General features: G+C 39.4%; 11 protein-coding genes and 3 pseudogenes. 4 read left to right on the top strand and 10 right to left on the bottom strand.

Annotated features, from left to right (window positions below):
- Window positions 1–2: 2 nt before the first annotated feature.
- Window positions 3–689, bottom strand: coding sequence for an XRE family transcriptional regulator (locus B7725_RS03220; RefSeq protein WP_084874532.1), 687 nt, complete (start codon window positions 687–689; stop codon window positions 3–5).
- A gap of 265 nt (window positions 690–954) precedes the next feature.
- Window positions 955–1,467: a GNAT family N-acetyltransferase gene (locus B7725_RS03215; protein ID WP_009730659.1), complete on the bottom strand. Its 513-nt coding sequence runs from the start codon at window positions 1,465–1,467 to the stop codon at window positions 955–957.
- 141 nt (window positions 1,468–1,608) lie between these two features.
- On the opposite strand from B7725_RS03215, the pseudogene B7725_RS03210 reads away from it, so the two are divergent.
- Window positions 1,609–1,767, top strand: a pseudogene (locus B7725_RS03210) (site-specific integrase); the annotation flags it as partial.
- A 308-nt stretch (window positions 1,768–2,075) separates the two neighbouring features.
- Here the strand turns inward: B7725_RS03210 and B7725_RS03205 are convergent.
- Entirely contained in the window at window positions 2,076–3,023 is a 948-nt protein-coding gene (locus tag B7725_RS03205) for an AEC family transporter (RefSeq protein WP_084874531.1), read from the bottom strand.
- A 77-nt stretch (window positions 3,024–3,100) separates the two neighbouring features.
- Window positions 3,101–4,726, bottom strand: a complete 1,626-nt coding sequence (locus B7725_RS03200; RefSeq protein WP_084874529.1) for a malolactic enzyme — start codon at window positions 4,724–4,726, stop codon at window positions 3,101–3,103.
- Between the two features lie 359 nt (window positions 4,727–5,085).
- Between B7725_RS03200 and B7725_RS03195 the strand changes: the two genes are divergently transcribed.
- Entirely contained in the window at window positions 5,086–5,436 is a 351-nt protein-coding gene (locus tag B7725_RS03195; RefSeq protein WP_025168989.1) for a helix-turn-helix domain-containing protein, read from the top strand.
- 127 nt (window positions 5,437–5,563) lie between these two features.
- Window positions 5,564–6,478 carry a LysR family transcriptional regulator gene (locus tag B7725_RS03190; RefSeq protein ID WP_084874528.1) on the top strand — a complete coding sequence of 305 codons (915 nt, stop codon included), beginning with the start codon at window positions 5,564–5,566 and terminating at the stop codon, window positions 6,476–6,478.
- Window positions 6,479–6,534: 56 nt separating this feature from the next.
- Here B7725_RS03190 and B7725_RS09780 read toward each other — a convergent pair.
- Window positions 6,535–7,463, bottom strand: a pseudogene (locus B7725_RS09780) (ISL3 family transposase); the annotation flags it as partial.
- A gap of 149 nt (window positions 7,464–7,612) precedes the next feature.
- A complete protein-coding gene (locus tag B7725_RS03175) occupies window positions 7,613–10,387 on the bottom strand; it encodes a cation-translocating P-type ATPase (protein ID WP_084874526.1) in 2,775 nt (924 codons plus the stop codon).
- Between the two features lie 265 nt (window positions 10,388–10,652).
- Here B7725_RS03175 and B7725_RS03170 point away from each other — a divergent pair.
- Window positions 10,653–10,838: pseudogene (locus B7725_RS03170) on the top strand (transposase); the annotation flags it as partial.
- 92 nt (window positions 10,839–10,930) lie between these two features.
- Here B7725_RS03170 and rpsI read toward each other — a convergent pair.
- From rpsI to B7725_RS03150, 4 genes are all read right to left on the bottom strand, one after another.
- The gene (gene rpsI / locus B7725_RS03165) at window positions 10,931–11,323 is read right to left on the bottom strand and encodes a 30S ribosomal protein S9 (protein ID WP_000075973.1); all 393 of its coding nucleotides are present in this window, start codon (window positions 11,321–11,323) and stop codon (window positions 10,931–10,933) included.
- Window positions 11,324–11,341: 18 nt separating this feature from the next.
- A complete protein-coding gene (gene rplM / locus B7725_RS03160) occupies window positions 11,342–11,788 on the bottom strand; it encodes a 50S ribosomal protein L13 (RefSeq protein ID WP_002876943.1) in 447 nt (148 codons plus the stop codon).
- Between the two features lie 210 nt (window positions 11,789–11,998).
- On the bottom strand, window positions 11,999–13,198 hold the full coding sequence (locus B7725_RS03155) for an ABC transporter permease (protein WP_084874525.1): 1,200 nt from the start codon (window positions 13,196–13,198) through the stop codon (window positions 11,999–12,001).
- Window positions 13,195–14,088: an ABC transporter ATP-binding protein gene (locus B7725_RS03150; protein ID WP_084874523.1), complete on the bottom strand. Its 894-nt coding sequence runs from the start codon at window positions 14,086–14,088 to the stop codon at window positions 13,195–13,197. Before B7725_RS03150 ends, B7725_RS03155 begins: the two co-directional genes overlap by 4 nt.
- Window positions 14,089–14,231: the final 143 nt, after the last annotated feature.

Here is a 14,231-nt window from a genome sequence, read left to right as displayed (position 1 = left end):
GGCTAACCCTCCATCGGCACAAAATTCCCAACGATAATCCCTACAATCCGAGGATCATCCTCATAGGAGATGAAAATGTCCTTGTATTTTGGATTGATCGATACCAGACGCAAGCCATCTTCCTCCCGATAAACCCGTTTGATATAGGTCTGGTTGTTGCAGACCACTGCATAAACCGCCCCATCATAATCAAATCCTGTTTCCCGGATCAGAGCCACGGATCCATTTTGATATTTAGGTTCCATGGAGTCCCCAGACACCCAGGAAGCAAAATCGTGGGCTAGTTCCTCATTAAAGTAAACCGTATCAAAATTCTGGTCACCGTAGACCGATGCCCCGATCCCTGCTGACATGCGTTCATAGACATGATACTCGTAGAGACGCTCTGGCATGGTCGTCACTTTCTGAGTTTGTTCTTCTTTAGCCAGGTTGCGAGCATAGAGCACAACCTTGTCCTTCCCTTGCTTGGAGAGGCTATTGTAAAGACGAACAATCTCAATCTGAGTAAAATAGCCTTTTACCACTTTTAAAATCTTCTCCAGCTGAGCAACCTTCTCCTTGGATGGTTCCTTAATCCCGCGTTCCCAAGCGGAGTAAGCCTGAAAACTAATCCCTAATTCCTCTGCAATTTCCTTCTGTGTCAATTTTAACTCTTTTCTCCGAGCCTTGAGTTTTTCTGGTTGGTACATGATTCACCTCCTAGTGTGATGCTTTAATGAACATTATCTCCCTTAGAAAGACTAATCGACGGTTGAGCTTACATTTTCAAAACTCAACCAATTCGGTTTAGTTTTATTATATAAAAAAAGTGGACGATTGTCCACTGGGAAAATCAAGTTTAAACAGCAACACTTATCTATTTTGAACAAAAAAAGACATCCAAGAGTAAATTCTTAAATGTCTGGAAAGATTGATGCCTCCATTAACCTTGTTAATAGACCGGAATTGATGATATTATGGTCTCCTTATCTCAAATACTGCTGTATGAACCCACTCATTATGAATTTGTAAGTCATTTTCTATAACCCTACTAAAGGTGAAGCCATTTTTTAAAAGCACCCTCTGAGAGGCTAGATTACCTGTTGCCGTTCCTGCAATGATTCTATTGAAACCATAAGTCGTGAAGGCTTTTTCTAAAACGAGTTTAACCGCTTCGCTGGCATAACCTAAATTGTTAACATTTTCCCCAATCCTATACCCAAGTTCTACTGTATTTCGATCACTCTCTAAGACACTTAAATTGATTCTCCCAACCATAACACCTTGCGAATTTCTAATAAGATGCATGTAAACAGCACGATTCCTTTGTTCCGTTAACAATTCCCTTGTAATTTCTTTAAAACCTTCTAAATCAAAATAGTTAGCTGGTCTAGGAGGTAAATTTCGTTCAAAATACTCTCGATTTTCTTTTTCAAAAGAATAGACGTCTAGACTATTTTCTTCAGACAACAGCTCTAAACTGATCATTACAAATCCTCTCCCATCATTATCTACATTCAAATTTTCTCATGTTTACACAAAGTGAAATTTACAGAATTTAAAGAGATTCTTTTATTTTCTGTATAGTTTCTACATTATAACACAAAATACTATGGATAAGCATAATGTTCAAGCGCCACACCAGCAAAACAAGCTGGAGTTTCGCTTGAAGAAATTTCTGAAGCGCTAACCCATAGTGATACGATTACAACTAAGACCTATGTTAACACTTCTAATGTGATTCCAATGGCTGTTGGAAAATTTGCTTTAAAGTCTCTAAAACAATAAGGTAAAAATAAGGTGAACTTTGAGGTAAACTTTTCAAAAAAAACACGAAAAAAGCACCCATAAGGTAAACTTTTGAGTGCTTTGAAACGTTGATAGTATCGTATTGATTAACGTTTTGAGAACTGACTAGCTTTACGAGCTTTCTTAAGACCTGGTTTGAAAAGTCTGGCTTTTAGGACAGCTCAAAAGCGCTTGATAGGAAACGTCCGAAGAGTTTCTTCCGATTTTTATTTCAAGAAATAGGAATAGATGGATCTAAAATAGTGAAATTTCTTAACGCATAACTTTCAATCCTCCCCTCTTCCTTCTTATCCTAATAAAGTTTGTAATATTGGAATAACAACGATAAATAGAACCGTACTTAGAGTCACCACATTCGTAGAGAACTTCACATCTCCTTTTCCCTGATTAGCAAGGATCGGAAGAACAGCCAGAGCTGGTGTAGCAGACTGAATCATAAAGGTCTTAAATTCTACTGTTGCCATATTTGGTGCAAAGAACTTCAATACAAGAAGCATGATCAGAGGAGCTAGGATAAAGCGTCCCACCAAGGTGACAATTGTATCTTTATCAAAAGTAATCGTATTCAAGCCTGCCTTAGCAAGAACAATACCAATATAAATCAGAGATAGGGGAGTGACGATATTTCCAACATAGGTTAAGGTATTCGTTGCAAAATCTGGAATAGGAATTCGGAGAATCAAAAATAGTAGGGCGACAAGAAAACCTACAAGCGGAGCTGGTAGCAATTTCTTCCAGTCAAATTTAGTTGTCTCCTTGCTTTGACCCGATTTACTGTCGCTCGTCATCAAATACACGCCCAATGTCCAGGTGGAAATCGTATTGGTGATATAGTAAATCAAGAAATAAGGAAGAGCCTGATCCCCAAAAAGAGCAACGTTTAAAGGTAAACCAATAAAAATAGTATTGGCATTCACAAAGGTATTAATCATGGTTCCTCGCCGTCCTGGACGAACCTTGAAAACCACAACTGCAATATAAGCTACGATATAGCCCAAGATAAAGGCCACAAATGTATAAAGGAGACCTCCAGAAAGACTGATTAGTTTATCTAGTGTTAGGTATTTCATCACCGACACAAAGATTGACGCTGGCAAGGCTACATTCATGATCAAACGAGATAGGTTAGGTCCAAAGGCATCTCCAAACCATCCCTTCACCTGAAGAATATACCCCAAAACAATGATAGCGATAATCGGAATGATACTCGTAATCGAGGTTAAAAAGAGTGACATAGGTATCCTTTCTAAATTACTTAAGTCCACAGCCCATACAAATCTGTCGCTAGTGAAGGATAGACAGTAGCAATGAATTATTTATACTCTGGATACCACTTCAAATCACGAACTGCTTTGGTCATATCTGTTTCCTTAGCACGCGCAAGACCTTGCTCTTGTGCTTTTTTAGCGACTGCTTCTGCTACTTTAATAGAAACATCTGCTACATATTTGAACGGCGGCAAAACAGGAGCTCCTGGTTGGCCTGGATTGACAATACCACTCAATGAATGAGCCGCTGCTCCAATCATTTCATCAGTTAAAAGACTTGCTTCAGAAGCCAGCATACCTAGACCAAGACCTGGGTAAATCAAGGCATTATTGGCTTGACCAATCACATAGTCCACACCTTTATAAGAAACCGTATCAGCAGGAATTCCTGTTGCGACAAAAGCTTTTCCATCTGACCATTCAATCAAATCTTTGGCACTAGCTTCAGCTAGTTTGGTTGGATTTGACAAAGGGAAGATCATCGGACGCTCTATATTTTCACACATAGCCTCTACTATTTCTTTAGTGAAGGTATTAGGCTGAGTAGAAGTTCCTACAAGAATAGTTGGCTTCACAGTCTTCACTACTTCAAGCAGGTCAGTCAACTTGTCTGCGTTACTAAAGTCAGCACGTTTCTTAGCAAACGGTTTTTGTTCAGGAGTTAGGTCATCCATGTCATCAAAGAGAAGACCTTGTTTATCAACCATAAAGAAACGTTTATAAGCTTCTTCTTCAGAAAGACCTTCACTCACCATTTCACGAAGAACACGAGAGGCAATTCCTGCACCCGCAGTACCACCACCATAGCAGAGATAAACTTGATCTGTTAATTTTTCTCCACTAATATCCAGTGAACCAAAGATACCACCCAAGGTAACGATTCCTGTGCCTTGAATATCATCATTAAAAGTTGGAATTTGTTTCCGGTATTTTTCAAGAATATTAGCAGCATTCAAGCGACCGAAGTCTTCCCAGTGAAGGTAGAGTTTAGGAAAGAGACGTTCGGCTGTTTGAACAAATTGGTCAATGAAGTCGTAGTAACGATCTCCGCGAACCCGTTCGTGACGATTCCCTAAGTAATTAGGATTGTTACGAAGTTCTTCACGGTTAGTCCCTGCATCAATGACTAAAGGAAGGACCATAGAAGGATCGATTCCAGCAGCACCCGTGTAGACCATCAATTTCCCAACAGAAATATCGACACCATTTGTTCCCCAGTCGCCGATTCCAAGGATTCCTTCTGCATCTGTTACAACAATAAGACGAATCTCGCGACCCCCGGCAGTATTTTTCAAAGTGGCTTCAATATTTTCAGGATGATTGATATCAAGATATCCCGCATATTGGGGATCTACAAAGAGGTCACTATAGCCTTCAATAGTATCTGCAATGGTTGGATCGTATACAATTGGATTGAATTCCTCCAAATGTTGAGAAAAGAGGTAATAGAAAAGAGTCCGGTTGGTGTTAAAAATTTCCATTAGGAAAAGACGTTTTTCCAAATCATTGGCTTTTGTCTGCATTTGTGCATAAGTTTGCGCCGCTTGTTCTTCGATTGTTTGAACATACGGTGGCAGTAAACCAATAAGGCCTAGTTCCTTCCGCTCCTCTAATGTAAAGGCAGTCCCTTTATTGAGGAAAGGATTGTTTAAAATATCATGTGCAATCATAGTGCAACCTCCTTTTTACTTCTATTATACCACTTAAAACGAATCGTTTGGAAAACTTTGTTGTTTAAAAAATACAATTGTGTACGCATATGTTATAATGAGTCTACTAGAACAATTTTCTAATAAGCTCTTTTATACTTAGAACACCATTATTAATGACACTTTAAGTTGTTATATTTTATAAAGTTCTGGACTCATAAAACTCTCAATGATCACTCTTTACTAAAAGTTTCAAGTAAAAGAAACTAATCATACAAATTGGCAATCCGAATTAAAATAAATATTATATAAGTTTGTTATACAATACTTTGTATTTTTTAAGATGTTTTTTTGTCATGCAAAACTTGTATTCTATTTATATGACGAATAAAAACTATTTACAACAATATATTTCCCAAAAAGTGAAATATTTTCGAACACAGAAAAAAATGAGCCAGGAAGAACTTTCGGAACAGGCAGGACTTGGGCTTAAGTATATCAATCAACTTGAAAACCAAAATGTGAATCTGACCATTCACAGTCTTGAAAAAGTGATTGTCGCCCTAGAGATGACCCCAGAGGAATTTTTCAATTTTGATAGCCTTGAATCAACCTCTGATAAGACCGACAATCTTTCACTCAAAAGAATCAACATGAAGATTAAACAGCTCCCTATTGATAAACGAGAAAAGATGTTGGTCATTTTTGAAAGTATCTTAGATAACCTTTGATATCCCTGACTCACTTACATTTTAACCGGTGAATACTCGTATAGTCAAATTGTAGGATACGGATAAAAAGTATTTATCTGGTGATTTCCACTTATTTTCCTTCTCCAACTAATGAAAGTGAGCCTATATGAATTTAAAAGATCTACAATATTTTTATGACCTCTGCCAGCTTCAATCCTATAAGGAAGTAGCAAAACAACACAAAGTCAGCCAACCATCTATTTCTTATGCCATTAAGCGCTTAGAGGAATCTTTTAATTGCAAATTGATTCACCATGATCCTTCACATCGCTCCTTTAAACTAACTCCTCAAGGACAAATCCTTCTGAAGCATACAGAACTAATTTTACCTGAGGTCATTTCTACTCGCAAAGAAATTAATCGCTCTTTGGCGCATTGCTCTACTGTAGGATTCCCTCCTATTATCATTCAGTATCTTTTCTCTGTCTTAAATAAAGAAACTGAATTTGATTTTTTAAAAAAGGTACGTCCTATTCGTGGTGGATCCGTAGAATTATTAAATCTTCTCCTTAAGGGAGAACTAGATGCGAGCTTACTCGGATTGATTGAACCACTCAATCATCCTTCAATAGAGACACATGAACTCTTTCATAAAGAACTGTATGTTGTTTTATCTAAGAACCATCCTCTTGCTACTGCTCTTTCCCTCACTTTTGAAGATTTAGTAGATCAATCCTTTATACTTTTAGACGAACACTTTGTTCACCTGAAAGCTTTTGAACTACTTAATCAAAAGCATCAAAACAAGGCAGAAATATTCTTCAAGAGTGACGACATTGTCATCATTAAAGAACTTTTAAAGAAAGGGATTGGCGTTAGTTTACTGGCTGATATCGCACTTTCTGATAAAGATGATGATTTAATAAAAATCCCTCTAATACCGGAGGACCAGATCACATTTACAGTTTATTACGCTTATCTCAAATCAGCTACACTGTCATCAGAAGTAGAGGATTTATTTAATTTTATTAAACTATACAAACCAAAAGAACTTGGCTCTTTGTCAACTGTAGTAGATTGAAGAAAAGCTAAGCTCGAGAAAGGACGAAATTCGTCCTTTCTTTTTTGATGTTTAGAGCGATAAAATCGCTTATCACTCAATTTACGGCTATCCTGTTGAATGAGCTTCCGGTAATGTTTGATGGCTTTATATTCATGAGATTTTCGCTCAAACTGATTCATGATTTGGACACGCACACGACTCATAGCACGGTTTAAGTGTTGGAGTAAAACAGTCCAGTGGACTGTTTTAGCCTGAGTTCAGAAATATAATAACGAAGGGTGAAAACGATCGAGAACGATTTTAGCACATGGAAAAAGCTGTTTAGCTAATTCATAGTAGGGACTAAACATATCCATAGTAATGATTTTCACCTGACAACGAACAGCTCGATTGTAGCGAAGAAAGTGATTTCGGATGACAGCTTGTGTTCTTCCTTCAAGAACAGTGATGATATCGAGCTTTTCAAAATCTTGCGCAATGAAACTCATCTTCATCTCCCGATTAAAACAGTCACTTCCCTAACTGTTTCAACATCCCATGATATAATCTCAGGAAGATGCGAAAAATCATGCTTAAAGTGAAAGTCATTGAGCTTTCAAATGACAGTTGAAGTTGAAATGGACAGCTGATGGGCAATATCGGTCATAGAAGTCTTTTCAATCAACTTTTGAGCAATCTTTTGGTTGATGATACGGGAAATTTGGAGATTTTTCTTGACTATAGGAGTCTCAGTGACCATCATTTTAGAGCACTGATAGCACTTAAAACGGTGTTTTTTAAGGAGAATTCTAGTAGGCATACCAGTCGTTTCAAGGTAAGGGATTTTAGAAGGTTTTTGAAAGTCATATTTCTTCATTTGGCTTCCGCAATCAGGACAAAGTGGAGCATCATAATCCAATTTAGCGATGATTTCCTTGTGGGTATCCTTATTGATGATGTCTATAATTTGGATATTAGGGTCTTTGATATCGAGTAGTTTTGTGATAAAATGTAATTGTTCCATATGATTCTTTCTAATGAGTTGTTTAGTCTCTTTTCATTATATGTCTTATGAGACTTTTTTTCTACAATAAAATAGGCTCTATAATATCCATAGGGGATTTACCCACTACAAATATTATAGAGCCTAAAAAGTAAGCCATCGGCTTACTCTTAATCAAATAGTCGGTGCCTTATTTCCTCTAGAGCCATAATGATAAATGGACAGACGAGCAAATAGAGCCAATCATCAAAACCAATCGGAGCTGTATTAAAGAGAGTGTGGAAAAGAGGTACATAGGACAGGATAATAAAGAGAATGATTTCTAAGATAATCCCCAGACTAATAATCTTATTTGCAAATGGTTTGATTTTGAAAATAGATCCTCTACCTTTGCGACTATTCATAGCCATACCAATCTGCGTGAAGATGATAGCTCCCAAAGTCATGGTTGTTGCCTCTCGATAAAGAGGTCCTGAACTAGCTAGATGATTCAGATGTCCTTGATTAACCCAATAATTAAGGAAGAAGGCACCCATAGCCAAAACAGACTCAATCATACCATACCAAGCAAAGGCTTTTAATAATAATTGCCGATTTAACAAACGATCTGATAGGCGTCTTGGTGGCCTGTCCATAATGCCTTCTTCTGGTGGCTCAACCCCCAATCCCAAAGCGGGCATCATATCTGTTCCAAGGTCAATCGCTAGGATTTGCATAACTGTTAAGGGAAGAGGAATGCGCCCCAAAGAGAACAAGAAGAAAGTAGAGGGTACAGCTTCAGGAGTATTGGAATTAAAAATATAGGTAAGGAATCTTTGAATATTTCGATAAACGGCACGTCCTTCTTCAACAGCATGGACAATAGAAGCAAAGTGGTCATCCGTTAAAATCATATCAGCAGATTCCTTGGCTACGTCGGTTCCAGATACCCCCATAGCTACACCGATATCAGCCTTTTTAAGAGCAGGGGTATCATTAACACCATCACCAGTAACAGCGACAACTTCACCAAGTTCCTGAAGTGCATTGACTACACGATATTTTTGTTCAGGAGCCACACGAGCAAAAACAATCTCGCCTTTAAGAGCTACTTTGAGCTCTTCGTCGGTCATATCTGCCAGTTCAAGCCCTGATATCACTCGTGCATTGTTACCTTTTACAATTCCAATTTTCTTGGCAATACTAAGAGCTGTCAAACCATAGTCACCTGTGAGCATGATAATGCGAATACTGGCACGGTGACATTGCTCAATTGCTTCACGTACACCTTGACGTGGAGGGTCACTCATGGCAACAAGTCCCACAAAGACCATATCTTCTTCGAGGGTCCGCATATCCCACTTGTCTTCTCTAATATCTTCGCTTTCCAAAGGACGATAAGCAACAGCTAAAACACGTAAGCCGTCACGAGCAAATTGATCGTTAGCAGCAAGAATTGCTTGACGTTCTGTAGCAGTCATAGATTTGATTGCTCCTTGACCATCATAATAGTCTGAGCAAAGTTCCATCACTTCTTTAGGTGCACCCTTAGTGATGGAAATATGGTGACTGCCATCCAGACTTTTTTCGAGACTATGTACCGTTGTCATTCGTTTACGATCCGAATCAAAGGGAATTTCTTTGATACGAGGAGCCCAGTTGTGGTTGTCATTTAAATCAATACCTGCTTTTTCTGCAAGAACATTAAGACAAGCTTCAGTCGGGTCTCCCAAGACCGTATAATCGGGATTGTCAGCACTTGGCGCAACCACTTGAGCATTACTAGCCAAGTGAGAAAAGCGAACCAAACGATTCAGGAGATCATTTCCCTTCAGAGAAACAGGGTCACCATCCTTCTCAATATGCCCTTCTGGTGCATAACCTAGCCCAGTCACCTCATAATTACCCGACAAGGTCCATAAATGATTAACTGTCATGGCATTTTGAGTTAGGGTCCCTGTTTTATCTGAGCAAATAACAGAGGTTGCTCCAAGAGTCTCAACAGAAGATAATTTCTTCACTAAAGCATGTTCTTTAGCCATGCGTTGTACAGCCATAGCTAGAGAGAGGGTAACTGTAGGAAGTAACCCCTCAGGGATAAAGGCAACAATCATTCCCAAGGCAAAGATGAAAGCTTGAGAAAGAGGCTGATGGACAAATAGTGTTGCTGCAATCATAAAGAAGAGACCTACAGATACTGCGATAACCGAAATCTGTTTTGTCAAATGGTCTAGTTCCTTTTGCAGTGGGCTCTTTTCCTGAGCTAGGTTTTGCGTCAAGTCTGCAATTTGTCCAAACTCAGTTTCCATACCGATGGCAGATACTATAAAATGTCCTGACCCAGAGGAAACTGTGGTCCCTGCAAACACCATATTGTCATATTCCAATTTAGTCTTATCAGGAGTCAAATCTGCTTGGTCTGATTTATAAATGGGATTAGACTCACCAGTGAGGGCAGACTGATTTACTTGCAAGTCTGTCACAGCAACCAAACGTCCATCTGCAGAAATACGGTCACCTTCTTCAATGAAAACCAAATCACCTGGCACCAAGTCCTGTGCAAGGATTTTATCTTCCTTTCCATCACGAAGAACTCGGGTATAGGATGGAAGAAGCTTATTCAGTGCTGCCGTGGCTTGACTAGCCTTATATTCTTGAATAAAACTAAAGAGACCATTAATGATATTGACCAGCCAAATCGCAATTCCCAACTCCAAGCTATGGGAAATCACAGCAATAAAGCCACCAACCCACAATAAGAGGGCCATGAGACTGGTAAAATGTTTGACAAATGTCAACCAAATAGGTTCTTTCTTACTTTCTTTCAACTGGTTAGGACCATAAGTTGCTTGCCTCTTTTTTACTTCTTGTGAGTTTAACCCTTGAGGACTTGTTTGCAACACTTGATAAACCTGATCAGGGGCACAGGTTCCTAATGTAGTCCCCTTCTGTCTAGAATCACTCATAATCCTTTCCTCGATTCTAAATCATTAAAGCGATTTCATATTTACACCCTCATTATACTCCTTTTTCAGAAAATGTTGAAAGAAAAGGCTCTATAATTCCTATGGTGGCTTTACCCACTACAGAAATTATAGAGCCGAGAACTTTAGCTTGTATACCCAATAGCTAAAGTTCTTTTGGTAGTGTAAAATAAGCCGTGTAAACACAAACAGGAAGAAATCCGTTATAGTAGAGTTACGAAACATTACTGGAACGAGGTTTATTCCTATGACACAGTTTACTACAAAACTACTTAACTTCTTAGCCCAAAAGCAAGATATTGATGAATTTTTTCGTTCATTCCTTGAAACAGTTATGAACGATCTGCTTCAAGCAGAGTTATCAGCCTTTTTAGGGTATGAGCCTTACGATAAAGCTAATTATTTTAAAGCCAACAGTCGTAACGGAACGTATTAACGGAAATTCAAGGTTCAAATATTTGGGGTGAACAGAAAAAGCATCCCGTATTTTTGATACGAAATGCTTTCAATAAGTGTAAATAAGTTTTAACGTTTACTAAATTGTGATGCTTTACGAGCTTTCTTAAGACCTGGTTTCTTACGTTCAACTTTACGTGAGTCACGTGTAAGAAGTCCTGCGCGTTTCAATGAATCGCGGAAGTCTGGATCTACTTGAAGAAGGGCACGAGCGATACCATGACGGATAGCTCCTGATTGACCAGCGTATCCACCACCTACAACGTTAACGAAAACGTCGTATGAACCTACAGTTGAAGTAACTGCGAATGGTTGGTTGATAACGAGACGAAGGTCAGCGTGTGGGATGTACTCTTCAACATCTTTTTTGTTAACAGTGATTTTACCAGTTCCTGGAACAAGGCGAACGCGTGCAACAGCGTTTTTACGACGTCCAGTACCTGCATATTGTGCTTGTGACATACTTTATTGTTCCTTTCCTTAGATAAGTCCTGAAATATCAAGAACTTCTGGTTGTTGTGCAGCGTGAGTGTGCTCAGCTCCAACGAATACTTTCAATTTCATACCTTGAGCGCGGCCAAGAGTATTGTGTGGAAGCATACCTTTAACTGATTTTTCAATCAAACGTACTGCATTTTTAGAACGAAGTTCACCAGCAGAGATTGATTTTAATCCACCTGGGTGGTTTGAGTGAGTGTAGTAGATCTTATCAGTTGCTTTTTTACCAGTCAATTTAACTTTTTCAGCATTGATAACGATTACGAAGTCACCTGTATCAGTGTGTGGTGTGAATGTTGGTTTGTTTTTTCCACGAAGTACGCTAGCAACAACTGCTGAAAGGCGTCCAAGAGGTACATCAGTTGCGTCAACAACGTACCATTTGCGTTCTACTTGGCCTGGTTTAGCCATGAATGTAGTTTTGTTCATGATTTCTCCTATATGAATATCGTTTTTGTTTACAGGGCGGATGTTCCGGTCCGCGGGGTATTTGAAAGGTTCCGGGGCCTTACAAATGGGGTAAACAATACCGTCTACTATCATACCAAATTTTACTACTAAAAGTCAATAGATATGAAAAATATTTTTGCCGATTTCAGTGTTTAACATCTAGAAAAACCTCGCTTTTGCGAGGCTCTCCTATTTATAAGCTAAGGCACGTTTAAAGGTTTTCCAGATTCCCAAATCATCCGTTTGAAGGACTAGACTAGCATACATGCGTCCGATAAAGGCTGTTGCAGTTACTGCAAAAACAACCGTTATGGCAAGTGAAATCCAAGCTTCTAGACCACTTGCATACCCATTAATAGCTCTAAATGGCATAAAGAAGGTCGAGATGAAAGGAATATAGGAACCAATTTTCAGAACTAAATTGTCTCCTGCAGCACCTAGAGCGGTCACTCCAACGAATCCTGCGATAATCAAGATCATCAGTGGCGACAAGGCCTTTCCTGAATCCTCAGGGCGAGAAACCATAGAACCTAGGAAGGCTGCCAAAACAACATACATAAAGAGACTAACCAATACAAACAATAAGGTATTGAGCGAGAAGGCATCTCCTAGATGATTTAAAATACCAGATTGAGCCAAGATTGGTAGGTCTTTAAAGAGCAGAATCGCAGCCAGACCACCCACGACGTAAATCCCAATATGGGTCAAAATCACAAGGAGCAGAGCCAGCATGCGAGCGTAGAAATAATGGCTAGCTTGAATACTAGAGAAGACCACCTCCATGATTTTGGTTCCTTTTTCACTAGCCACTTCCTGAGCAGTGACGCTAGCATAGGTAATCAAGATCATATAAAGGAAGAAACCAAGCCCCGCAGCCGCAATGGTTTGAACCATTTTTTTATTTTCTTTGGATTCGTCAATCTTCTCAGTAAAGTCAACAGTTTGAGCCAGGCGTTTTTCCTGCTCTTGGGACAAATTAGCCGCCGAGCGATTGAGTTGGTATTGCAGTTCGTTGAGCTTATTGGTTACTGCTAGCTTGATGCCTGTTTCAAGAGAAGTTTCACCATGATAGACAGCCTTGAGGACGCTGTCCTCTTGGTCAATGGTTAGGTAACCCTTGATTTTCTCATCTTTGATAGCAGCTTGGGCACTGGCTTCATCCTTATAATCAAAGTTGATACCATTGGTACCCTTGAGCCCATCTTCCACAGATGGCACAGTTGTTACTACTGCTACCTTGCTATTTTTAGCCATCGAAGAATTTTGGAGATAGCCGATTCCTGCAGATAAAGCCAAAAAGAGGAACGGCGAAATCACCATGAAGAAGAAACTCCAGGACTTGACATGTCGAAGATAGGTTTCCTTCATTACAACCCACATATTTCTCATACTTCCACCCCTGATTCTAGTTTAAAGATTTCATCGATTGTTGGAGCTTGTTGGTCAAAGGTCGCGATGTATTGACCTTGAGTGAGGATGGGGAAGAGTTCCCTTCCAGCGCTCTCATCATCTAGGATTAATTTCCAACTGCCTTGCTTGGTCAAGCTCACCTGTTTGACATGAGGAAGACTTTCCAGTTCTTCCTTGCTTCGTTCACTTGAAACAAAGAGACGTGTTTTCCCATATTGATTCCGAACATCCTGAACTGGTCCATGCAAGACCACACGCCCATCTCGAATCATGAGAATATCATCGCAAAGTTCCTCAACGTTGGTCATGACATGGTCAGAAAAGATAATGATTGCACCGCGCTCTTTTTCTTTCAGAATGACTTGCTTGAGCAACTCAGTATTGACTGGATCCAGACCACTAAAGGGCTCGTCTAAGATAATCAAGTCTGGCTCATGGATTAGGGTGATAATGAGCTGAATTTTCTGCTGATTCCCTTTGGAAAGACTCTTGATTTTGTCGGTCAACTTGCCCTTCACTTCCAATTTTTCCATCCATTGAGGGAGTTTCTCCTTGACTTCCTTGGCATCCATGCCCTTTAGAGTCGCCAGGTAGCGAACTTGTTCAAAGACTGTCAGCTTGGGCATAAGACTGCGTTCCTCAGGCAGATAGCCAATCCGAGCGTAGGTTTCCTGACGAATCTCCTGCCCATCCAGACTGATCTCTCCTTGATACTCTAAAAATTTTAACATACTGTGGAAAATCGTTGTTTTCCCAGCACCATTTTTCCCGACCAAGCCCAGAATCCTTCCTGGGCTTGCCTGAAAATCGATACCAAACAGGACTTGCTTGGAACCGAAACTTTTCTCTAGATTTCTTACTTCTAACATTTTCCACCTCCGAGATATGTTGCACTTATTATACTCCTTTTTGATAGCCTTTACAACGTTTTGTGTCTATTTTTATCGAGATTATTTATAGTAAAAATCTACCAAATCTAAGTTTTTTAAGCGATTCAGTGATAACTTAAGTA

The organism is Streptococcus oralis subsp. tigurinus (assembly GCF_002096275.1).
Taxonomy (GTDB): Bacteria; Bacillota; Bacilli; order Lactobacillales; family Streptococcaceae; genus Streptococcus; species Streptococcus oralis_CN.
The sequence above is the reverse complement of the archived record's forward strand: the minus strand, read 5'-3'. Positions and strand labels throughout refer to the sequence as shown.

Bases quoted from the DNA above. Each gene is read 5' to 3' on its own strand.
- B7725_RS03220 (WP_084874532.1), bottom strand. From the start codon at position 689: ATGTACCAACCAGAAAAACTCAAGGCTCGGAGAAAAGAGTTAAAATTG.
- B7725_RS03215 (WP_009730659.1), bottom strand. From the start codon at position 1,467: ATGATCAGTTTAGAGCTGTTGTCTGAAGAAAATAGTCTAGACGTCTAT.
- B7725_RS03205 (WP_084874531.1), bottom strand. From the start codon at position 3,023: ATGTCACTCTTTTTAACCTCGATTACGAGTATCATTCCGATTATCGCT.
- B7725_RS03200 (WP_084874529.1), bottom strand. From the start codon at position 4,726: ATGATTGCACATGATATTTTAAACAATCCTTTCCTCAATAAAGGGACT.
- B7725_RS03195 (WP_025168989.1), top strand. From the start codon at position 5,086: ATGACGAATAAAAACTATTTACAACAATATATTTCCCAAAAAGTGAAA.
- B7725_RS03190 (WP_084874528.1), top strand. From the start codon at position 5,564: ATGAATTTAAAAGATCTACAATATTTTTATGACCTCTGCCAGCTTCAA.
- B7725_RS03175 (WP_084874526.1), bottom strand. From the start codon at position 10,387: ATGAGTGATTCTAGACAGAAGGGGACTACATTAGGAACCTGTGCCCCT.
- rpsI (WP_000075973.1), bottom strand. From the start codon at position 11,323: ATGTCACAAGCACAATATGCAGGTACTGGACGTCGTAAAAACGCTGTT.
- rplM (WP_002876943.1), bottom strand. From the start codon at position 11,788: ATGAACAAAACTACATTCATGGCTAAACCAGGCCAAGTAGAACGCAAA.
- B7725_RS03155 (WP_084874525.1), bottom strand. From the start codon at position 13,198: ATGAGAAATATGTGGGTTGTAATGAAGGAAACCTATCTTCGACATGTC.
- B7725_RS03150 (WP_084874523.1), bottom strand. From the start codon at position 14,088: ATGTTAGAAGTAAGAAATCTAGAGAAAAGTTTCGGTTCCAAGCAAGTC.